This is a genomic window from Janthinobacterium sp. 61 (assembly GCF_002846335.1).
Taxonomy (GTDB): Bacteria; Pseudomonadota; Gammaproteobacteria; order Burkholderiales; family Burkholderiaceae_D; genus Janthinobacterium.
Window position 1 is genome coordinate 2885590 of sequence record NZ_PJMQ01000001.1, and the last position, 22192, is coordinate 2907781.

The 22192-nt window shown below is 60.5% G+C and carries 22 protein-coding genes; 1 reads left to right on the forward strand and 21 read right to left on the reverse strand.

Going from position 1 to position 22192, the window contains the following annotated elements:
- Positions 1–7: 7 nt before the first annotated feature.
- The 7 genes from CLU92_RS13220 to rpsF all read right to left on the reverse strand — a co-directional run bounded on the left by CLU92_RS13220 (position 8) and on the right by rpsF (position 4810).
- Positions 8–1018, reverse strand: coding sequence for an inorganic phosphate transporter (locus CLU92_RS13220; protein ID WP_101482256.1), 1011 nt, complete (start codon positions 1016–1018; stop codon positions 8–10).
- Positions 1019–1060: 42 nt separating this feature from the next.
- Complete coding sequence (locus CLU92_RS13225) at positions 1061–1687, reverse strand: DUF47 domain-containing protein (RefSeq protein ID WP_010400015.1); 627 nt, start codon at positions 1685–1687, stop codon at positions 1061–1063.
- Between the two features lie 94 nt (positions 1688–1781).
- Entirely contained in the window at positions 1782–3167 is a 1386-nt protein-coding gene (locus tag CLU92_RS13230) for a replicative DNA helicase (protein WP_034750488.1), read from the reverse strand.
- A 135-nt stretch (positions 3168–3302) separates the two neighbouring features.
- Entirely contained in the window at positions 3303–3758 is a 456-nt protein-coding gene (gene rplI, locus CLU92_RS13235) for a 50S ribosomal protein L9 (RefSeq protein ID WP_034783456.1), read from the reverse strand.
- A 27-nt stretch (positions 3759–3785) separates the two neighbouring features.
- Positions 3786–4076 carry a 30S ribosomal protein S18 gene (rpsR, locus tag CLU92_RS13240; RefSeq protein ID WP_010400024.1) on the reverse strand — a complete coding sequence of 97 codons (291 nt, stop codon included), beginning with the start codon at positions 4074–4076 and terminating at the stop codon, positions 3786–3788.
- Positions 4077–4091: 15 nt separating this feature from the next.
- Positions 4092–4400 (reverse strand): primosomal replication protein N, encoded by a 309-nt coding sequence (priB, locus tag CLU92_RS13245; RefSeq protein ID WP_071322552.1) that lies wholly within the window; start codon positions 4398–4400, stop codon positions 4092–4094.
- Positions 4401–4420: 20 nt separating this feature from the next.
- On the reverse strand, positions 4421–4810 hold the full coding sequence (gene rpsF / locus CLU92_RS13250) for a 30S ribosomal protein S6 (RefSeq protein WP_034750499.1): 390 nt from the start codon (positions 4808–4810) through the stop codon (positions 4421–4423).
- Between the two features lie 275 nt (positions 4811–5085).
- Here rpsF and lexA point away from each other — a divergent pair, with 275 nt between their 5' ends.
- On the forward strand, positions 5086–5733 hold the full coding sequence (gene lexA / locus CLU92_RS13255; protein WP_101482257.1) for a transcriptional repressor LexA: 648 nt from the start codon (positions 5086–5088) through the stop codon (positions 5731–5733).
- Positions 5734–5822: 89 nt separating this feature from the next.
- Here the strand turns inward: lexA and CLU92_RS13260 are convergent, their stop codons facing one another.
- The 14 genes from CLU92_RS13260 to leuD form a co-directional block, all read right to left on the reverse strand.
- The gene (locus CLU92_RS13260) at positions 5823–7064 is read right to left on the reverse strand and encodes a cystathionine gamma-synthase family protein (RefSeq protein ID WP_101484670.1); all 1242 of its coding nucleotides are present in this window, start codon (positions 7062–7064) and stop codon (positions 5823–5825) included.
- A 69-nt stretch (positions 7065–7133) separates the two neighbouring features.
- Positions 7134–8657, reverse strand: coding sequence for an amidophosphoribosyltransferase (purF, locus tag CLU92_RS13265; protein WP_099762856.1), 1524 nt, complete (start codon positions 8655–8657; stop codon positions 7134–7136).
- A 39-nt stretch (positions 8658–8696) separates the two neighbouring features.
- A complete protein-coding gene (locus tag CLU92_RS13270; protein WP_101482258.1) occupies positions 8697–9185 on the reverse strand; it encodes a CvpA family protein in 489 nt (162 codons plus the stop codon).
- Positions 9186–9205: 20 nt separating this feature from the next.
- Entirely contained in the window at positions 9206–10204 is a 999-nt protein-coding gene (locus CLU92_RS13275; RefSeq protein ID WP_101482259.1) for an SPOR domain-containing protein, read from the reverse strand.
- A gap of 24 nt (positions 10205–10228) precedes the next feature.
- Positions 10229–11527: a bifunctional tetrahydrofolate synthase/dihydrofolate synthase gene (folC, locus tag CLU92_RS13280; protein WP_101482260.1), complete on the reverse strand. Its 1299-nt coding sequence runs from the start codon at positions 11525–11527 to the stop codon at positions 10229–10231.
- 103 nt (positions 11528–11630) lie between these two features.
- The gene (accD, locus tag CLU92_RS13285; protein WP_010400390.1) at positions 11631–12503 is read right to left on the reverse strand and encodes an acetyl-CoA carboxylase, carboxyltransferase subunit beta; all 873 of its coding nucleotides are present in this window, start codon (positions 12501–12503) and stop codon (positions 11631–11633) included.
- 198 nt (positions 12504–12701) lie between these two features.
- Positions 12702–13499 (reverse strand): tryptophan synthase subunit alpha, encoded by a 798-nt coding sequence (trpA, locus tag CLU92_RS13290; protein WP_101482261.1) that lies wholly within the window; start codon positions 13497–13499, stop codon positions 12702–12704.
- An 85-nt stretch (positions 13500–13584) separates the two neighbouring features.
- On the reverse strand, positions 13585–14835 hold the full coding sequence (trpB, locus tag CLU92_RS13295; RefSeq protein ID WP_101482262.1) for a tryptophan synthase subunit beta: 1251 nt from the start codon (positions 14833–14835) through the stop codon (positions 13585–13587).
- Positions 14828–15511 (reverse strand): phosphoribosylanthranilate isomerase, encoded by a 684-nt coding sequence (locus CLU92_RS13300; RefSeq protein WP_101482263.1) that lies wholly within the window; start codon positions 15509–15511, stop codon positions 14828–14830. Before CLU92_RS13300 ends, trpB begins: the two co-directional genes overlap by 8 nt.
- 35 nt (positions 15512–15546) lie before the next feature.
- Positions 15547–16377, reverse strand: coding sequence for a tRNA pseudouridine(38-40) synthase TruA (gene truA, locus CLU92_RS13305; RefSeq protein WP_170846322.1), 831 nt, complete (start codon positions 16375–16377; stop codon positions 15547–15549).
- 149 nt (positions 16378–16526) lie between these two features.
- Positions 16527–19097, reverse strand: a complete 2571-nt coding sequence (locus tag CLU92_RS13310; RefSeq protein ID WP_101484671.1) for a FimV/HubP family polar landmark protein — start codon at positions 19095–19097, stop codon at positions 16527–16529.
- Positions 19098–19269: 172 nt separating this feature from the next.
- Positions 19270–20397 carry an aspartate-semialdehyde dehydrogenase gene (gene asd, locus CLU92_RS13315; protein WP_101482264.1) on the reverse strand — a complete coding sequence of 376 codons (1128 nt, stop codon included), beginning with the start codon at positions 20395–20397 and terminating at the stop codon, positions 19270–19272.
- 45 nt (positions 20398–20442) lie between these two features.
- A complete protein-coding gene (leuB, locus tag CLU92_RS13320; RefSeq protein WP_101482265.1) occupies positions 20443–21513 on the reverse strand; it encodes a 3-isopropylmalate dehydrogenase in 1071 nt (356 codons plus the stop codon).
- A gap of 10 nt (positions 21514–21523) precedes the next feature.
- On the reverse strand, positions 21524–22171 hold the full coding sequence (gene leuD / locus CLU92_RS13325; RefSeq protein WP_101482266.1) for a 3-isopropylmalate dehydratase small subunit: 648 nt from the start codon (positions 22169–22171) through the stop codon (positions 21524–21526).
- Between the last annotated feature and the right edge of the window lie 21 nt (positions 22172–22192).

Consider the following 22192-nt stretch of genomic DNA (forward strand, 5'->3'; position numbering starts at 1 on the left):
CTATCCATTACATAATATGGTGGCCAATCCACCATGCAACCGCCGCCACGAAAGCGGAGGCAGGAATCGTGAAGATCCATGCCCAGACGATGTTGCCTGCGACACCCCAGCGCACGGCCGACATTTTCTGCGCCGAGCCGACGCCGACGATGGCGCCCGTAATGGTGTGCGTGGTCGACACGGGAATGCCCAGCGCCGTCGAGACGAACAGCGTGATCGCACCACCCGTTTCGGCGCAGAAGCCGCCTACGGGTTTGAGCTTGGTGATCTTCTGGCCCATGGTCTTGACGATACGCCAGCCGCCGAACAGCGTGCCGAAGCTGATGGCCGTGTAGCACGAGATGATGACCCACAGCGGCGGCATGGCGTCGGCCGCATTCGAGTAGCCGGCGGCGATCAACAGCATCCAGATGATACCGATGGTCTTTTGTGCATCATTGCCGCCATGGCCCAGGCTGTAGGCTGCCGCCGACGCCAGTTGCAGACGGCGGAACCACTTGTCGACCTTGCGCGGCGTGGAACGCACGAAAATCCAGGACACGAGCAGCATCATGATGGAGCCGAACACAAAGCCCAGCACGGGTGCGATCACGATGAAGGCCACCGTTTTCCACAGGCCGGCCGCGACCAGCGCGCCCGTGCCCGACTTGGCGACGGCGGCGCCTACCAGGCCGCCGATCAGCGCGTGCGAAGACGACGATGGAATGCCGTAATACCAGGTAAACAAATTCCAGAAGATGGCGCCCATCAGCGCGCCGAAGATCACGTACTGGTCGATCACTGACGGGTCAATCGTGCCCTTGCCCACCGTGGCAGCCACGGTCAGCTGGTGGAACACGAAAATGGCGACGAAGTTGAACGTGGCGGCCATGGCAACCGCGGTCTGCGGCTTCAACACGCCCGTCGAGACCACCGTGGCGATCGCGTTGGCGGCATCGTGGAAGCCGTTCATGAAGTCAAACAGCAGCGCGAGGACGATCAACAGGCCTAGCACGTAGATGCTGATTTGTATGGTCATTGTAGTTTCTTTTCTGATTCTGGTTCAGGACATGCCCAACGCTTACGCGTTTTCGACGATGATGCCTTCGATAATATTGGACACATCTTCGCAACGGTCGGTCACGGTTTCCAGAATTTCGTAGATCGCTTTCAGCTTGATCAGGTTGCGCACGTCCGGTTCATCGCGGAACAGCTTGGACATGGCGGCGCGCATCACGTGATCGGCATCCGATTCCAGGCGGTCGATCTCTTCGCAGATGGCGACGATCTTGCGCGAGTTGTCCATGTTATGCAGCATGGCGACGGCGTCGCGCACCTTCTCGGTACAGGCCAGCACCAGTTCGGCCAGGCGCTTGGCTTCCGGTGTGACGGCTTTCAGGTCGTACAGCGAGACGGTCTGCGCCGCGTCTTCCAGCAGGTCGAGGATGTCGTCCTGGCGCGTGATCAGCTGATGGATGTCGTCACGATCGATCGGCGTGATGAAGGTCTTGTGCAGCATTTCGACGGTGGCGTAAGTGACTTTGTCCGCCTGTTTCTCGATGCTTTCGATCGCATGCACGCGGTTTTCCAGGTCATCGAAATTGGTCATCAGGCCGAGCATTTCTTTGGCGCCCTTGACGCACAGTTCCGCGTGCTGGTTAAACAATTCAAAAAACTTGCCCTCAGTGGGCATCAAGCGTCCAAACATGTCATTCTCCGTTAAGCATTGAGTCGTGTTATTTACTACAGAAAGCCGCCCCGTTGTCGGGGGCGGCCAATGGAATTGCCAGTGCTGCTGAGTCTTAGTCGCCTTGGTAAAGCGCCAGGCCACCACTGTAATTGCCAAATTTGGTGTACTGCCCCATGAAGGTGAGGCGGATGCTGCCGATTGGACCGTTACGTTGTTTACCGATGATGATTTCGGCCGTTCCCTTGTCTGGCGAGTCGGGGTTATACACTTCGTCACGGTAAATGAACAGGATGACGTCGGCATCCTGCTCAATAGCGCCCGATTCGCGCAAGTCCGACATCACGGGACGCTTGTTCGGGCGTTGTTCCAGCGAGCGGTTCAGCTGGGACAACGCGATCACGGGGCAACCGAGTTCTTTCGCCAGGCCTTTCAAGCCCCGTGAAATCTCGGAAATCTCCGTGGCGCGGTTGTCGCCCGGCGTATTGGCCGACATCAGCTGCAAGTAATCGACGATGATCAGGCCCAGCTTGCCGCATTGACGCGACAAACGGCGCGAGCGGGCACGCAATTCGATGGAATTCAAGGCCGGCGTTTCATCGATGTACAACTGCGCGTCGTTCATCTTTTGAATCGCATTCGTCAGGCGCGGCCAGTCTTCGTCGTTCAGGCGGCCCGTGCGCAGACGGTGCTGGTCAAGCTGCCCGACGGAGCCGAGCATACGCATGGCCAACTGAGCGCCGCCCATCTCCATCGAGAACACGGCCACGGGCAAGCCGCTGTCGATGGCCACATTTTCGCCGATGTTGACGGAAAACGCCGTCTTGCCCATCGAAGGACGACCCGCCACGATCACCAGGTCGCCCGGCTGCAGACCGGAGGTCATGCGGTCGAGGTCGATGAAACCAGTGGGCACGCCCGTGATTTCACTCTGGTTGTCGCGGCTGTACAGTTCGTCGATGCGCTCGACTACTTGCGTCAGCAGGGGCTGGATCGCGGTCCAGCCCTGGGCGCCGCGCGCGCCTTCTTCGGCGATGGCGAAAATCTTCGACTCGGCCTCGTCAAGCATCTGCTTGACTTCCTTGCCTTGCGGGCTGAAGGCCGTGCCGGAGATATCGTCGGCGACGGTGATGAGTTTGCGCAGCACGCCGCGGTCGCGCACGATCTCGGCATAGCGCCGGATGTTCGCGGCCGATGGCGTGTTTTGCGCCATGGCGTTCAGGTAAGCAAGTCCGCCCACGTCATCGGCCTTGCCGAGCTGGGTCAGGGTTTCAAAAACAGTAATGACATCGGCTGGCTTGGAAGCGTTAACCATCTTGACGATTTGCTCGAAGATGATGCGATGGTCATAGCGATAGAAATCCTCCGCATGCATGAAGTCGGCGATGCGGTCATATGCTGCATTGTCGCGCAGCAGACCACCGATAACGGATTGTTCTGCTTCGATCGAATGCGGCGGAATACGGAGGGAATCCAGTTGCGGATCAGAGGGGGCGTTCATGGCGCGAATTATACCCGCTTCGGCGTGCTGGCAAAAATAAAGGGCTGAAATTGAGCGAAAAAAAGGCCACAAAAAAGCCGGGCGAACCCGGCTTTTCATCGTGCGGCAACGCTTGCGGGCCAGGCCCGCAGACGATTACGCGTTCGCGTCTGGAACGACAGCGATAACAACTTCCACGACCACGTCGGTGTGCAGAGCAACCGAAACGTTGTGCTCGCCAACGATCTTCAGCGGGCCGGTAGGCATGCGGATTTGTGCTTTTTCAACAGCAAAACCTTGCTTGGTCAGCGCTTCAGCGATGTCGAAGTTGGTGACGGAACCGAACAGACGGCCATCAACACCAGCTTTTTGAGCTACTTGAACGGTCAGGCCGCTCAGTTTTTCGCCCTGGGCTTGCGATGCGGCCAGTTTGGCGGCAGCAGCTTTTTCCAGTTCGGCGCGCTTGACTTCGAATTCAGCCACAGCGGTTGCCGTGGCACGACGTGCCAGGCGTTGCGGGATCAGGAAGTTACGTGCGTAACCGTCTTTGACTTTGACGACTTCGCCGAGGTTACCGACGTTAACAACTTTTTCTAACAGAATGATTTGCATAGTTCTTCTCCAGGAATATCTGACCGATTAAGCGTGGTGCAGATCGGTGTATGGCAGCAGCGCGAGGAAGCGAGCGCGCTTGATTGCGGTGTCAACTTGGCGCTGGTAGTGCGCTTTGGTACCGGTCAGGCGTGCTGGCATGATCTTGCCGTTTTCTTGGACGAAGTCTTTCAGCGTGTCGACGTCTTTGTAGTCGACTTGCTCAACGTGAGCTGCGGTGAAGCGGCAGAACTTCTTGCGTTTGAACAACGGGTTTTGCTGTTTGCGTTTTTCTTTAAGCTTGAGCTTATTTTTGTCGAACTTTTTACCGAATGCCATGTCAGGCTCCTGTATCTAAAATGCGCTAGTCGGGGTGACTGCACTAAAATCAATGATGTGAAACACCAAACTCTTGCTGTTGCGGCTCTTCCTGGCCAGGAAACCCGTGAACTGATAGACCCCGCCCAAGCTTGCCTGGCTGAACCTGCCTGATATTTCACCAGCGGCTAGCGCGGCAACATCAAACTCGGTCAAACGGGCAATTCCTGCTTCCATCTGCTGCGAACTGTGCTGCAATACTGCATTCACAATCGGCAACCCTGCCGGGGTGTAGCGCAATATTTCGCGCTCGGCAATGATGGCGGTTACTTGTAGCTGGTTCAGCGCACGATCCTGGTCAAGAATTAAGCTGCTGCTGCGGCTGGAGCGGCTGCTGGTGCTTCGGTGCGGTGGCTTTTGGCCGCGTCTTCGCGTTGTACCGATTTCATCATCGGCGAAGGAGCTGTTTCAGCTTTCTTCATTTTAACGGTCAGGTGACGCAACACGGCATCATTGAATTTGAATGCTGTTTCCAACTCGACCAGGGTCTCGTTGTCGCATTCGATGTTCAGGCAGATGTAGTGTGCTTTAGGCAGCTTTTGGATCGAGTAAGCCATTTGACGGCGGCCCCAATCTTCCACGCGGTGAACCGAACCGCCGCGGGTGGTTACGCTGGCTTTGTAGCGTTCGATCATCGCGGGCACTTGCTCGCTTTGGTCCGGATGGACGATAAAGACTATTTCATAATGACGCATGCAAACTCCTTCAGGTCGGATTGATAATCGCCCACCCCGGCGTCAAGACGGGTGTGGGAAGGTCAGCCGAAGATTATAACCGCCTTTTGCAAACGTTTCAATCATTCCTTCCACAAGCGCCCGAAAAGCCCGTGCGCCACCGTGCTTTCCGCCTGTGGACAAGTATTTCTTGCCAAATTCGCCGAAAAGACGGAAATCCCCTTGCATAGTGGACGATACTGTACAAAAATACAGACTGTTCATATAGACAGCATTTTAGTATGCACCCACCGCTCATGATCAAGCTGACAGCACGACAAGAACAAATCCTGAACCTGATCAAGGACGCGATTGAAAACACGGGCTTTCCCCCAACCCGTGCCGAAATCGCCAATGAACTGGGTTTCAAATCGGCCAATGCGGCCGAAGAACATTTGCAGGCCCTGGCCCGCAAGGGCGCGATCGAGATTTCGCCCGGCACCTCGCGCGGTATCCGCCTGATCGGTGCGGCGGCGAGCGCGGCCGCCGATGCGCTGGCATCGAAAGTGCCGGCAGCCCTGCTGATGTCGCTGCCCCTGATCGGCCGAGTAGCCGCCGGTTCGCCCATCCTGGCGCAGGAAAACCTGGAAGCGAGCTACAACGTCGACCCCGCCCTGTTCTCGGCCAAGCCTGATTTCCTGCTGAAGGTGCGCGGCTGGTCCATGCGCGACGCCGGCATCATGGATGGCGATTTACTGGCCGTCAAAAAGGTCGACAGTGCCAAGAACGGCCAGATCGTCGTGGCCCGCATCGGCGACGAAGTCACCGTCAAGCGCTACAAGAAAACGGGCTCCGTCATCGAACTGCTGCCGGAAAACCCCGATTTCAAGGTGATTACCGTATCGCCGGAAGATGAGTTCGCCCTGGAAGGCCTGGCCGTGGGACTGATGCGCAGCTGGCATTAAGTTGCGTGCTGGGGTCAGACCCGCCGGGTCTGACCCCAGTTTTTAGTTTGCCTCAAAACTGGTACATGGCCTAGTCACCAACACCGCTCTCAGCCCTCCAGCGCACCACGGAAGTCTTCCAGCAGATCGGCCTCATCCTCGATCCCGACGGAAACGCGGATCAGCGATTCGGCGATGCCCATGCTGGCGCGGCGCTCGGCTCCCATCTCATAGAAGATCGTGTGGGCGACGGGAATGACCAGGGTGCGCGTGTCACCAAGGTTGCTAGCCGGAATCGCCAGATTCAGGCGATTCAGGAAATCGAAGCAATCGATGCCATCTTTTAATTCAAAGCTGAACAGCGAACCATAGCTGCGGAACAAGTCCGTCGCCAGCGCGTGCTGCGGGTGCGAGGACAAGCCTGGGTAATGCACTGCCGCCACGCGCGGGTCCGCTTGCAACATGGTGGCCAGCGCCAGGGCGTTCGAGCAGGTACGGTCCATGCGCAAGGCCATTGTTTCCGCGCCGACGGCGATATGGTGCGCCGCCTCCGGGCCCAGCGAGGCACCGAAATCGCGCAAGGCCTTGGCGCGGATTTGCGCGATGCCCCACTGCGCCGGCGCCGCCTTTTTATAATTGTCGAAAATGTTCGGGTACTGCGTCCAGTCGAATACACCCGTGTCCGTCAAGCTGCCGCCCAGGGCATTGCCGTGGCCGCCAATGGATTTCGTCAAGGCATTGACCACCAGGCCCGCGCCCACCGCTTTCGGGCGGAACAGGTAGGGCGTGGTCATCGTATTATCGACGATGTACAGGATGCCACGCTCCTTGCACAGCGCGCCGATCTTCGCCAGGTCGGCGATCTGCGTGCGCGGATTGGCGATGGTTTCCACGAAAACAATCCGCGTTTGCGGCGTGATGGCGGCGGCCACATTGGCCACGTCCGTGGCATCGACGAAGGACACGGCGATGCCCTGCCCCGTCACCGTTTGCCACAGGCTGTTGGTGTTACCAAACAGAAAAGCCGACGACACCACATGGTCGCCCGCGCGCAGCAAGGATTGCACCACGGCGCCAATGGCGCCCATGCCGGTCGCGAAGCACAGGGTCGCCACGCCATCTTCCATCTTGTTGACCTTGTCTTCCAGCGCGGACACCGTCGGGTTACCCTGGCGGCCATAGCGAAAGCCCGGCTCCTTGCCCTGGAACACGGACGCCAGCTGGCGTGCATCGCCATAGCCAAACGCGACGGAGGTATGCACAGGCTTGTGCAGCGAGCCGTGCTCGATGCCCTTGCGACGGTCGTTATGCAGGATGGTGGTGGTAAAGCCGTAGTTTTTGTTGTTGCTCATGATCAAGTGGCGCGCAAGGCTGCAAGAAATATCAGATAAAAAAAAGCCCGGCCATAGCCGGGCTCCACATCACCCTTCGGTGGTGGCGAGGTTCAGGTTCAACTGGGAACGTGGCGTATCTTCCGGCGCTGCCGCCTTCGGATGGTGGCGCGCATATTCCAGGCGGTCCAGGTATTCCTGCGACACGTCGCCCGTCACATACACGCCATCGAAGCACGACGCCTCGAAGTTCGTCAGTGCCGGGTTGACGTCGGCAATCGCCTGCTTCAACGCGCCGATATCCTGGTACACCAAGTAGTCGGCCGTGATTTCGCGGCATACTTCTTCCGTCGTGCGGCCATAGGCGATCAATTCGTCGCGCGTCGGCATGTCGATGCCATACACGTTCGGGTAGATCACCGGTGGCGCGGCCGAGGCGAAGATGACCTTCGTCGCGCCCGCTTCGCGCGCCATCTGCACGATTTCCCGGCTGGTGGTGCCACGCACGATGGAGTCGTCGACCAGCAACACCACTTTATCCTTGAATTCGGAAGGAATCGCGTTGAGCTTCTGGCGCACGGACTTCTTGCGCGCCGCCTGGCCCGGCATGATGAAGGTGCGGCCGATGTAGCGGTTCTTGATGAAGCCTTCGCGGTATTCCAGGTTCAGCGCCAGGGCCAGCTGGATGGCGGCCGGACGCGAGGAATCGGGAATCGGCATGACCACGTCGATATGCACGTCAGGCAATTCGGCACGGATCTTTTCAGCCAGGTATTCACCCATTTTCAGGCGCGTGGCGTACACCGAGGCACCGTCGATGACGGAGTCGGGACGGGCCAGGTAGACGAATTCGAACACGCACGGATTCAGGCTGGCGTTGTCGGCGCACTGGGCGCTGTGCAATTTCTTGTCGGCATCGATGAAGACGGCTTCGCCGGGACCGATGTCGCGCACGAAGCGGAAGCCCATGCCTTCCAGGGCCACGGATTCGGAGGCGATCAGGTATTCGGGGCCTTGCTCCGTTTCATTAATGCCCAGGCACAAAGGACGGATGCCGTGCGGGTCGCGGAAGGCCAGCAAGCCCACGCCAGCAATTTGCGCCACTGCAGCATAGCCGCCCTTGACGCGGCGGTTCAGCACGGTGATAGCCTTGAAGATGGCTTCCGGGTCCAGGTTCAGGCCCGTTGTGGCTTCCTGGATTTCATGCGCCAGCACATTGAGCAGCACTTCCGAATCGGAATCGGTATTGATATGGCGGCGGTCGTTCTTGAACATTTCCTGCTTCAACTGTTCCCAGTTGGTCAGGTTGCCATTGTGCGCCAGGGTGATGCCGAACGGCGCATTCACATAAAACGGTTGTGCTTCCTCTTCGCTCGACGAACCGGCCGTCGGGTAACGGCAATGGCCGATGCCCGTCGTGCCTTGCAGCGAACGCATGTTGCGCGTACGGAAGACGTCACGCACGAGGCCATTGGCTTTGTGCATGGAAAACATACTGCTGTGATTGGTCGCAATCCCTGCCGCGTCCTGACCGCGATGTTGCAAGAGCAACAATGCATCATAGAGCAATTGATTGACAGGTTGATGGGAAACGACGCCGACGATGCCACACATGGTGTGCTCCTAAACTGTGCTACTGATTTTAAAAAAAATTCAAAATTTCACATGCTGCGCGTATGCGGCAGGCAGATAAGGCTTGATGGCACGCGCGCCCTGTTCCGCGAGCGGGCTGAGCAGCGCATTTTTCCAGAATGACTGCTGTGGTATGGAAGTCATGCCACACAAGATGACGGTGGTCAGCACGATCACCAGGCCCCGCGCCACGCCGAACAGGCTGCCCAGGGTACGGTCGGCCAGGCTCAGGCCCGTCACCTTCACCAGTGCGTCGACCGTCATGGACAGCAAGCCCATCAAAATGCGCACGCCGATGAACAGCACCACGAAGGCCAGCAACAGGCGGACGGCTTCACCCGGCACGGCTTCCGGCAGGAATTTCGCCAAGGTGGCGCCATAGGCGTTGGCGATGACGAAAGCCACGATCCAGCTGACCAATGACAGTATTTCCTTGACCAGGCCGCGCATCATGCTGATCAGCACGGACGTCACCAGCACGAACAGCACCAGGTAATCGAAGATCGTCACGACCGTTCAGCCTTGCAACATCACGCCGGCACCAGGCTGCCGCCCAGGCCCAGCTTTTGCAGCTTGGCGCGGGTCTTTTCGGCGTCATCGCGGCTGCCGAACGGTCCCACGCGCACGCGGATGCGCTCGCCCGCGGGGCTGGAGACTTTCTGCGTATAAGACTTGATACCCGCTTCGCGCAGCTTGTCCTGCAATTCATCGACCTTGTCCTGCGTCGCCAGCGCCGCCACCTGCACCACGAACTTGCCGCTGCCGGCGTCGTGTGCCTTGTCTTGTGCTTTCTCTTGCGGCTTGTCCAGTGGCTTGCCTTCCAGAATCGCCATAGCGCGCGCCGCATCGTCGGCAGATTGCGCCGGCTTGGCAGGCTTAGCCTCAGGCTTGGCTTCCGCTTTTACCTCATGCTTGGGTTCAGGCTTGAGCTCATGCTTCGGCTCCGGCTTGGCTTCGTGTTTCGGCTCTGGTTTCGGCTCCACCTTGACCGGCTTGGGCTCAGGCTTGGGCTCGGGTTTCGGTTCCACATAGGCCGGCTTGGCAGGCGCAGGCTGGACGGCAGCCGGCACGGGCGCCGGTACTGCTGCCGGTGCCGGCGCAGGCCTGGCCGCAGGCGGCAGAGGAGAGTCGATGATTTCCTCGGACTGGTCCAGGCCATTGTGCGCAGCCGCCTGAGCGGGCACAGCCGGCACGGGCGCAGGTGCAGGCGCAGCGGCCTTTTCTTTCGAGGGAATGTCGATGGCGATATCGTTGAAAGGCGCCTTCGGCTCGGAATCGAGCAGCATCGGCAAGCCCACAGCCACGCCCAGGGCCAGGGCAATGGCCCCGACCAGGCGGCGGCGTGCGCGCTTTTTTTCAGGCAAGACCGGGTCCGGCGCTTCTTTGCCGCCACGGCGCGATCCACCGCCACCAGAGGTGTTGGCGGCGCGCTTGCGGGTCGGCGACTGTGCTTCGCCAGGGACATAAAAGCCGCTGTCTTCGCCAGAGGATTCTTGCTTGTTTTTAAACAGTTTCGAGAACAAGCCCATGCGTGATTTTCAGTCGAGTGCGTTTCAGTGAAGTGAGGATTTTCTGGCCTTCATCACGCCGGCGACGGTGAGGAAAGAACCAAAGACCACAATTCTATCATTCTCACCGGCCCGGCTCATCGCATTTGCAAAAGCTTGTGCCGGATCATCGAAAATAGACACAGTATGGTCGTTGCTGTCGGGCTTATCTTCCAGCATGATCTGCACCTTGGCGGCCAGCTCGGATGCAGTCGCCGCGCGCGGCGACGGCAGGCTCGTCAGGCACCAGTGGTCGACGTGTTCGCTCATCGCGGCCAGCACGCCATCGATATCCTTGTCCTGCATGGAGCCGAACACGGCATAGGTGTACGGGTGGAAACCCATATTGCCCAGGTTCTGGTTCAGCGCCGAAGCTGCGTGCGGGTTATGCGCGACATCAAGGATGACGCTGGGGCGGCCAGGCAAGACCTGGAAGCGGCCCGGCAGTTCCACCGTCACCAGGCCCGTACGTACTTCCTGCGCGCCAACGGGCAGTTTCAGCTTCAGCACTTCCAGCGCGGCCAGCACGGCCGTCGCGTTCAGGATCTGGTTGGCGCCACGCAAGCTTGGATACGCGAGCGAATTGCGGCGCTGCTCGCGCCCGCCGTAGTTCCACTGCTGCTTGTCGCCCGAATAGTTGAAATCGCGGCCCATCAGCCACAGATCCGCGCCGATGGCCTCGGCATGGTCGATCAAGGATTGCGGCGGCACGGGGTCGCTGCAGATGGCCGCCTTGCCCGGACGGAAAATACCGGCCTTTTCAAAGCCGATCGCTTCGCGCGTATCGCCCAGGTAATCCGTGTGGTCGATGTCGACGCTGGTGACGATGGCCACATCGGCGTCGATCACGTTGACGGCATCGAGGCGCCCGCCCAGGCCCACTTCCAGGATGGCCACGTCCAGCTTGGCCTGCGACAGCAAATGCAGGATGGCCAGGGTGGTGAATTCGAAATACGTCAGCGGCGTATCGCCGCGCACGGCCTCGACGGCATTGAAGCTGGCGACGATCTGTTCGTCGCTGGCCATCTCGCCCAGCACGCGCGCGCGCTCATTGAAGTCGAGGAAATGCGGCTTGATGTACAGACCCACTTTGTAGCCAGCACGCAACAGTACGGATTCCAGCATGGCGCAGGTGGAACCCTTGCCATTCGTGCCCGCCACCATGATCACGGGGCAAGTAAAAGCCAGTTGCATGCGCGCCTTCACGGCTTGTAGGCGGTCCAGGCCCATGTTGATCTGGGTTTCCGAATGGCGGGTTTCCAGCATGGCGAGCCAGTCCGGCAATGTGGTGGGGAGCTTGAGCATGGGAGACTTCTTGATGAGGAGACAGTGCGCGAGGCGCGGAGATGGTGTGGCATGGCAACCAGGCGGGTCCGCAGGACACCGCCCGGCCTGTTACTCTGGCGGATTACGCCAAGACTTCGACGGCCTGGTTTTGCAGCAAGGCCAGCAAGCGGGCGATTTCTTCGCGCATCTTGCGGCGGTCGACGATCATGTCGACGGCGCCCTTGGTGACGAGGAACTCGGCGCGCTGGAAGCCTTCCGGCAATTTTTCGCGCACGGTGTTTTCAATCACGCGCGGGCCGGCAAAGCCGATCAGCGCTTTCGGTTCAGCAATCACCACGTCGCCCATGAAGGCGAACGAGGCGGACACGCCGCCCATGGTCGGGTCGGTCAGCACGCTGATGAATGGCAATTTCTTTTCCGACAGCTTGGTCAGCATGGCCGTGGTTTTCGCCATCTGCATGAGCGACAGCAAACCTTCCTGCATGCGCGCACCACCGGTGGCGGTGATGCAAATGAACGGCACCTTCTGTTCCAGCGCGATTTGTGCGCCGCGCACGAAGCGCTCGCCCACGACGGAACCCATGGAGCCGCCCATGAATTCGAATTCGAAGCACGCCACGACCACTGGCAGGCTCATGATGGCGCCGCCCATGACGACCATCGCATCCGTCTCGCCCGTCGCTTCCATGGCGGATTTCAGGCGGTCCGGGTATTTCTTGCTGTCCTTGAACTTCAGCGTATCGACAGGCAGGATTTCCTGGCCGATTTCATAGCGGCCGCCCGCGTCGAGCAGGCTGTCGAGGCGTTCACGCGCGCGGATGCGCATGTGGTGATCGCATTTCGGGCACACGTGCAAATTCGATTCCAGATCCGTACGGTACAGCACGGCTTCGCACGATGGGCACTTGACCCACAGGCCTTCCGGCATGGTCTTGCGCGCGGCAGCATCAGAACGCTGTATGCGCGGTGGCAGCAGTTTTTCCAACCAACTCATATTTTCTCCTTGGGCCCTTGTAGGGGTAGCGTCGGTGGACGCCCCCGGCAGACGGTAAACGGCGACACCCCCGTAGGGCGCCACCAAAAATTTTATCTATTGCACAATAACAGGAAAATCAGTGGCCGAAGTGTAGCCGTTTATCGCCGGGCTGTCGAACTTTGCCGTCAACGTATCTTGCGTAAACGGCAAGCTTGCTCAGGCGTCCAGTGCGGCGCGGATGCCTGCCGTAAAGCTGCGCACGGCATCGACGGCGCCACCTGGCGGGGCGTTTTCAATCTCCTGGATGATGCGGCTGCCGATCACGACGGCATCGGCCACCTTGGCAACGGCCTTGGCCGTGGCACCATCGCGGATGCCGAAGCCCACGCCGATGGGTAATTTTACATGCTGGCGGATGGCCGCAAGGCGTTCCGCCACCTGCTCCGTATCAATGTTGCCCGCTCCCGTGACGCCCTTGAGCGACACATAGTAGCTGAAGCCGCCGCCAACCTTGGCCACTTGCGCGATGCGCTCTTCGGTCGAGGTGGGCGCCAGCAGGAAAATCAGGTCGAGGCCCGCTGCGCGCATGGCGGCCGCGAATTGCTCGCACTCCTCAGGGGGATAGTCGACGACGATGGCGCCATCGGCGCCGGCCGCTTGCGCTGCATCAATAAACGCGGCGCTGCCGATGCGTTCGATGGGGTTGGCATAACCCATCAGTACCACGGGCGTCGTCTGGTTCGTTTCACGGAACTGGCGCACATAAGCGAACACATCGTGGATGCCGACATTGAATTTCAAGGCCCGCTCACAGGCGCGCTGAATGACGGGACCTTCGGCCATGGGGTCGGAAAACGGCACGCCCAGTTCCAGTATGTCGGCGCCGCCCTCGACAAGCGCATGCATCAGGGGCACGGTGGCGTCAGGGCCGGGGTCGCCGGCGGTGATGAAGGTGACCAGGCCGGTCTTGTTGTTCGATTTTAAGTTGGCAAAGGTGGTGGCGATACGGGACATGGGGAGCTTTCTTTATCAGTGGAGGATGTCGGATTACGCGCTGACGCGCTAATCCGACCTACGCAATACCGGGATTGTCAGTTGTTTAACTGAAATTCAATCCCATGCGCTCCGCCACGGTATGCATGTCCTTGTCGCCACGGCCCGACAGGTTGGCCAGCACGATCTGGTCTTTCGGCAAGGTGGCCGCCAGCTTGGCCGCATAGGCCAGCGCGTGCGACGATTCCAGCGCCGGGATGATGCCTTCGATATGGCAGCAGTCGTGGAAGGCCTGCAAGGCCTCGTCATCGGTGATCGACACGTATTGCGCGCGGCCCAAATCCTTCAACCACGCGTGTTCCGGGCCGACGCCGGGATAATCGAGGCCGGCCGAGACGGAATGCGTCTCGATGATCTGGCCGTTTTCATCCTGCAGCAGATAGGTGCGGTTGCCATGCAGCACGCCCGGGAAACCGGCCGCCAGCGAGGCCGAGTGCTTGCCCGTATTCAATCCTTCACCGGCCGCTTCCACACCGATCAGTTTGACATCCTTCTGGTCGATATACGGATAAAAGATGCCCATGGCATTCGAGCCGCCGCCGATGCAGGCCACCACGTAATCAGGTTGGCGACCCGTCATTTCCGGCATCTGCACCAGGCATTCCTCGCCGATCACGGACTGGAAATCGCGCACCATCATCGGGTAAGGATGGGGGCCGGCGACGGTGCCGATGATATAAAAGGTGTTTTCGATGTTGGTGACCCAGTCGCGCATGGCTTCGTTCAGCGCATCCTTGAGGGTCTTCGAGCCGGATTCGACGGGCACGACAGTGGCGCCCAGCAATTTCATGCGGTACACATTCTGTGCCTGGCGCTTGACGTCTTCGCTGCCCATGTAGACCACGCATTCGAGGCCGAAGCGGGCACAGATGGTGGCCGTGGCCACGCCGTGCTGTCCGGCGCCCGTCTCGGCGATGATGCGCGGCTTGCCCATGCGCTTGGCCAGCAGGGCCTGGCCGATCACGTTGTTGATCTTGTGCGCGCCCGTGTGGTTCAAGTCTTCGCGCTTGAAATAGATTTGCGCGCCGCCTGCCATTTCGGACCAGCGCTTGGCGTGATAAATGGGCGATGGACGGCCGACGAAATGTTTCAGCTCGTAGCGAAATTCTTCGAGGAATTCCGGGTCGGTGCTATAGCGGGCGTAGGCGTCTTTCAGCTCGGCCAGCGCATGGGTGAGCGTTTCGGCAACAAATGCGCCGCCATAAGGGCCGAAATGGCCGCGCAGGTCGGGAAAAGGGTAATCGGTGGCGTGGAACAATGCGGCGGCTGCGCCGGGCGCGGTGGTATGGTCATTCATGGTGGTTTCCTCTGGCAATGATGGCATCGGCATCCTGTACCGCGGCGATGAACGCGCGGACTCGGGATGCGTCCTTGATACCCTTGGACGCTTCGACACCACTGCTGATGTCGACGGCGTAAGGGCGTACGCGCACCACTGCGTCAGTCGCGTTTTGTACGCTCAAGCCACCACTTAAAACGACCCGAGGCGCGAGTTCTTCTGGAATGAGGGACCAATCAAATACCTTTCCTGCACCGCCGTAGGCATCCACATAGGTATCGAGCAAGAGGCTCGAGAACAAGGGACTGGCGGCGCGATAGCGCTGTTCGTATTCTAGCAAATCTTCGCCGCGGGCGTCGGGTTTGACGCGGAACACTTGCGTAAACGGTGTCTGCACGGCGCCAGCGAGGGCGGCGCTGTGCTCCGGCGTCTCGTCGCCATGAAATTGCAGCAGGGACAAGGGCGCAACGGCCTTGGCCGCCCGCACTTCTTCCACGGTGGCATTGACGAACAAACCCACCGTCGTCACGTACGGCGGCATGGCGGCGATCAGGGCCGCCGCTTGCTGCGGCGTGACGTAGCGGGGGCTTTTCGGATAGAACACGAAGCCGATGGCGTCGGCGCCCGCCGCCACGACAGCCTGGATGTCTTCGGCGCGGGTCAGGCCGCAGATCTTGATGCGTGTGCGTGGCATGTTACTCCCTTGATGTTATTGCTTGATGCGAAACGTCAGAACCAGGGCAAGGCGCTGCTGCTGTCTTGCGGTAACGCCCATTTCGGGTCGTAATCGATCTGCGCCAGGTACAGGCCGTCCGGCATGAAGGTGGGCGCGGCCGCGTGGCGATCCTTACTTTCCAGCAAATGCCCCAGCCATTCCGGCTTTTCCCGTCCCGTGCCTATATAGACGAGCGAACCGACCAGGTTGCGCACCATGTGGTGCAGGAAGGCATTGGCCGTGATGGTGAAGATGACGCAATCGCCGCGCCGCTCGATGCGGATGTCATGCATCAGCTTGACGGGCGACTTGGCCTGGCATTGCGCGGCGCGGAAGGCCGTAAAATCGTGCCAGCCCAGCAACGGCTGCACGGCCTGGCGCATCAGTTCCACGTCCAGCGGACGGAAAAAGAAGCCGGCACGCCCTTCCACCAGCGGCGAACGGGTGGCGTTGTTGTACAACACATAATGATAGGTGCGCGCGCGGGCGCTGAAGCGGGCGTGGAAGAAATCGTTGACGGTGGGATCGCCTTCGAGTTCTTTGGCCCAGCGCACGGCGATGGATTTCGGCAGGAAGGCGTTGACACCGCGCACCCAGGAATGCACGTCGCGGTTCAATTCCGTATCGAAATGCACCACTTGCTCAAGCGCATGCACGCCCGTATCCGTGCGGCCGGCGCAGGTGGTGGCCAGGCGCACGCGGGCAAACTGCTCCAGCGCGTTTTCCAGCTGGTCCTGCACCGTCTGCCCGTCTTCCTGTTTCTGGTATCCATGCCAGGCCGTGCCGTCATACTGCAGGCCGAGGACGATACGCTTCAATGGCGTTGCTGTCGTAATATTTTGCATCGAAGCATTATACCGGCGCGCAGGCGGCCCTGCCCTCCGACCACACAAGCGCCTGAGACGGCGTTCAGGGCAAGGCGCGCGGTCGAAGACAGTACGAATGTACGGCGAGGCCGTGCAACGCAGCCATGGACGTCGTATCGACGCTTAGGTTAGCCGAGCAGCGCGCGCATGGTATTCGCCTTGGCGATCTGCTCTTCGCTGCCACCCTTGATGACCTCATCGATCAGCTCGCGCGCACCTTCCTTGTCGCCGATTTCCTGGTAAGCGATCGCCAGGTCCAGCTTGGTATCCATTTCCATGTGGATGGCCGACAATGGGTCATCCACGCCCACGCTGGCCGTCTTGCCATCGTTGAGATCCAGGTCGATGCCGGACAGGTCAAACTCTTGCGCGGCCGGTATGGCGTCCGGCAAGCTCGCTGGCGTTTGCGCATCGTCAAACCGGCTGTCGCTGGCAGCGTCGGCCGCCGCCACCGTCGCGGCGGCTGGCGCCACGGGCTCGTCGAGGTCGAAATGGGCCAGGTCGACATCCTTCAGAGGGTCAGGCAATGGCGTCACACCGGCGCCTACGCCATTCACGGGGCCGGCTGGCGGCTCCAGGTCGAGGCCGAAATCCATGCTGGCGTCATAGTGCACATCGTGCGCGCCCTGCGTGGCGGACAGCGGCTTGCTTTCCGGTCCCGGCATGGCGATCGGGTCGCTGGTGGAGACGGGCTCGAAATCGAGGCTGTCGAGGTCAAAATCGAGGGGGGCGCGCGCATCGCGGGCGCTCACCGAAGTAACCGGCTCGGCCGGCGCCAGGTCGGCCAGCGCTACGGGCGCAGCCAGATCGTCGGGCAAGTCCATGCTCTGGCCGTGCAAGTCGTCGCCGGCACCCTTGCTCAGGCTGACAACGGCGTCGTCTTCCGTATCGCCATACAGGGGGTTGGAAGGATCGAGCGCCAGGCCCAGTGCAGCCGCTTGCGGCCACTCTTCGCCCTGTCCCCGCGTCAGGCTGTAGAGCTCACTAGCCTGGTCTTCAAACGCGCGTACATCGTTGCGCGCCGAATAGATTTCCAGCAATTTCAGGCGGGCCGCATGGCGCTCGGGGTGGATGCGCAAGGCTTCCTTGAGGATATCTTCCGCCTGGCCATCGCGGCCGTAAGCGATATACACATCCGCTTCGGCGACGGGGTCCGTTTCATTGCCTTCAAGCATGCTGGCACCCGCTGCCGCAGCTACGCCGGCAGCGGCGGCGGCACCCGTACCGAACAGCTGGTTGCTCGCCTCGGATTGCTGGTCTTCCGGCGCCAGGCCGGCCGGCGGCGCCACGGGCGCTTCCGGCTCGAATACGGGGGCGGCATCTTCTGCGGGCGCCGGCGTTTCCTTGCGCCGGCGCGCGATTACCAGCGCTGCCACGGCCGCCAGCAAAGCGGCCAGGCTGATGCCGATGGCGCCCAGGTGATCACTGATCTTATCGGCGAGGGTGGGCTCCAGCGGCGACGGTTTCTTGATCAGCGGCACCGGTTTCGCTTTGGGCACGGGAGCTTGCGCTTCAGCCGGCGCGCTGGCAATGGCGCTGGCCGAGGCACTGGCCAATGCGCTGGCAGCGGCCTCGGCCGGCTTGGCGGGGGCGGGAGCGCTCTTGTCGGCCATGGCCTTGCTCTTCACCGCCATCAATTTTTCCAGGTCGCTGACGTTCTTTTCCAGCTCCTTGACGCGCGCGGCCGCTTCATCGACCTGCTTGGCCTTGGCGATCTTGTCTTCCTCGCTGGCGACGGCACTCTTGCCGGCCGACTTGGCTGCCGGCTCCGCCTTCGACAGTTTCAGCTTGTCTTGGGACTCGCTCACGGCCGTCGGTTTTTCCTGCACCTTGGTCGCGCCGATCTTGCCAGCCGTGCTTTGCGTCGCCTGCGCGGCCTTGGCCGGCTTGCTTTGCGACACCTGGCCCGCCAGCTTGTTGCGGTAGGCTTCGAAATCGATGGCGTGCGCCGTCACGACACCCTTCGCTTCGGCCGCGTCGGTGGCGCGCACGGCATCGGCGCCTGGCACGGCCAGGATGCGCCCGGCCTGCATGCGGTTCATGTTTTCGCCCCTGAAAGCATCGGGATTGGCGCGGTACAGGGCGACAAGCATCATGTCGAGCGAGACGCCCGATGGCTTCAGTTCGCTGGCGATGCGGCTCAGAGTGTCGCCCGCCTTGACCTTGTACTCGCCTGCCGCCTTTTTCGCCAGCGCAGTATCAGCAGTAGCTGCAGCCGGCTTGCTCTTGCCTGGCTGCACTGGCGCCGTCACTTGCGCGCCGCGCGTCTGCCGCGCTTCGGGTGTGTCGAGCACGAATGCATATTCGCGTACCTGGCGCCCGCTCTTGCTGCTCAACTCCAGCAGCAGGTCGACCATGGGTTCGGCCACCGGCTGCGCCGAGCTGATGCGGATGAAAGACTTGCCGTTGCGCATTTCCACGGCAAACGTCAGCGCGTTCAGGGCGGGATTGAATTCCACGTTCGCCTGGCGGTAGGCGTCCGGCGGCGCCAGCTTGGCCAGCAGGCTAGATGCCTCGCCTAGCTGGACGGCCGATAATTCGACCTCGGCGCGCAGCGGCTGGCCGGCGGCGGACAGCACCGTGATCTTGCCCAGCTCGGCCGCGGATACCGCCGGTGACAATAACACCGCGCAGGCAACAGCGCTGCTGAGTGTCTTGATGGCAAGGGAGGCGACCCGGGGACGAGTGTGTACAGGCATAATTGGCGGCATCTTAGTTGACGTGGGAAAACAGTTACTTTTCCAGAGGTATCAACATATCATCATGCCCAGAGCTATGCAAGCTCCGCATGGTTGCGCCTTGACGGGCTCAGGATAGAAAAAAAGCCGGGAAAACAGCCCCGGCTTGATCTTGATCAGCAATTTATTGCCGTTATGCGTCCAGCAGGATACGCAACATGCGGCGCAGCGGCTCGGCCGCGCCCCACAGCAATTGATCGCCCACCGTAAAGGCGGACAGGTATTCGCCGCCCATGCTCATCTTGCGCACGCGGCCGACAGGAATCGTCAGGCTACCCGTGACGGCTGCCGGCGACAGGTCGCGCACGGACGCTTCGCGCGTGTTCGGCACCAGCTTCACCCATTGATTGTTGCTGGCGATGATGTCGTTGATTTCATCGAGAGGCACGTCTTTTTTGAGCTTGATGGTCAGGGCTTGCGAATGGCAGCGCATGGCGCCGATACGCACGCACAGGCCATCGACAGGAATTTCCCTGGTGCCAAAATCGATGCCGCGGCCCAGGATCTTGTTCGTTTCAGCGCCCGCCTTCCACTCTTCCTTCGACTGGCCATTGCCCAGGTCCTTGTCGATCCACGGGATCAGGTTGCCGGCCAGCGGCGCGCCGAATTGCTTGATTTCATCCGGGGAATAGCCGTGCTGGGTGGCCAGCACCTGGCGGTCGATTTCCAGGATGGCGGAAGCGGGGTTTTCCAGCAGCGCCTTGACGGAGCTGTTGATGGTGCCAAATTGCGTCAGCAGCTCGCGCATGTGCTGCGCGCCGCCGCCCGATGCCGCCTGGTACGTCATCGACGTCATCCAGTCGATCAGCTCGTGCTGGAACAGGCCGCCCAGGCCCATCATCATGCACGATACGGTGCAATTGCCGCCGATGTAATTCTTGACGCCTTTGCCCAGCGCATCCTTGATGACGTGCAGGTTGACGGGATCGAGCACGATGACAGCGTCTTTTTCCATGCGCAAGGTCGATGCCGCATCGATCCAGTAACCATTCCAGCCCGCTGCGCGCAGCTGCGGGAAGACAGCGCTCGTGTAGTCGCCGCCCTGGCAGGAAATGATGATGTCGCACTTGGACAGTTCGGCGATGCTGTTGGCATCCTTGAGGATGGTTTCATTTTTCGCCATGGCCGGCGCCGCGCCGCCCGTGTTCGAGGTGGTAAAAAACACCGGTTCGATGTGGGCGAAGTCGCCCTCTTCCTGCATGCGCTGCATCAGGACCGAACCGACCATACCGCGCCAACCTACCAAGCCAACTAATTTCATTACCATTCCTCAAGATGAGACGGCGACTGCCGTCATTAGACTATTTTATCCCAGTGCTTTTACAACTGCATCACCCATCGCCTCGGTACCGACCAAGGTCGTGCCCGCTTCGTGGATATCGGCCGTGCGCAGACCCTGCGCCAGCACTTTCTTCACGGCCGCTTCGACCCGGTCCGCCTGCTCTTCGCGGTTCAGCGAATAGCGCAGCATCATGGCCGCCGACAAAATCGTCGCCAGCGGATTGGCGATGCCCTTGCCCGCGATATCGGGCGCCGAACCGTGCGAGGGCTCGTACAGGCCCTTGTTGTTGGCGTCGAGCGAAGCGGACGGCAGCATGCCGATCGAGCCCGTCAGCATGGCGGCCGCGTCCGACAAGATATCGCCGAACATGTTACCCGTCACCATGACGTCGAATTTCTTCGGCGCCCGCACCAGTTGCATGGCCGCGTTATCGACATACATATGGTCGAGCGCGACATCCGGGTATTCCTTGTGCACGTCGATGACGATGTCTTTCCAGAACTGGAAGGTTTCCAGCACGTTCGCCTTGTCCACACTGGTCAGACGCTTGTCGCGCTTTTGCGCCGCCTGGAAGGCCACATGGGCGATGCGGCGGATTTCACCTTCCGCATAGCGCATGGTGTCGTAGCCTTCGCGCTGGCCCTTGAACGGACCGTCCGGGCACTCGCGCACGCCGCGGGGCTGGCCGAAATAAATGTCACCCGTCAACTCGCGGATGATCAGGATATCCAGGCCGGACACCACTTCCGGCTTCAGGGTCGAGGCGCCCGCCAGCTCCGGGTACAAAATGGCCGGACGCAGGTTGGCGAACAGGCCCAGGTTCTTGCGCAAGCCCAGAATCGCCTGCTCGGGACGGAACTGGCGCTCCAGCTTATCGTACTGATAATCGCCAACGGCGCCGAACAGCACGGCGTCGGCCGCTTTTGCCAGGGCCAGGGTGCCTTCCGGCAAGGGGTGGCCATGGGCCGCATAGCCGGCGCCGCCCACAGGTGCCGTTTCCAGCTCGAATGATTCGCCCAGCACATTCAAGACCTTGACGGCTTGCGCGACGATTTCAGGACCGATGCCGTCGCCGGGTAAGATTGCAATTTTCATGGAATGATCTTTAGATAACGTTGGCGAGCCAAGGCTGATTGGTCAAATGACGCTCTTCGAAGGCGCGGATATCGTCCGCATGGCGCAGGGTCAGGCCGATATCGTCGAGGCCATTCATCAGGCAATATTTGCGGAAGGCATCGATTTCGAACGGATACGAGACGCTACCATTGCTGGTTCTCACGCACTGCTGTTCCAGGTCCACCACCAGCTTGTAGCCGGGGAAAGCCTTGACTTCATTGAACAGGTGCTCGACCTGGCTTTCCGACAGCACGATGGGCAGCAAGCCGTTCTTGTAGCAGTTATTGAAGAAAATGTCGGCAAACGAGGGCGCGATGATGGCGCGGAAGCCATACTGGTCCAGCGCCCACGGCGCGTGTTCGCGCGAAGAGCCGCAGCCGAAATTCTTACGTGTGAGCAAAATAGAAGCCCCCTGGTAACGCGGCTCGTTGAGCACGAAATCAGGGTTCAGCGGACGGCGGCTGTTGTCCTGGCCCGGTTCGCCATGGTCGAGGTAGCGCCATTCGTCGAACAGATTGGGGCCGAAACCGCTGCGGTGGATCGATTTCAGGAATTGCTTCGGGATAATCGCGTCGGTGTCGACGTTGGCGCGGTCCAACGGCGCTACCAGGCCTTCGTAAATCGTAAATTTATCCATGCTATGTCTACTCGGTAGGAC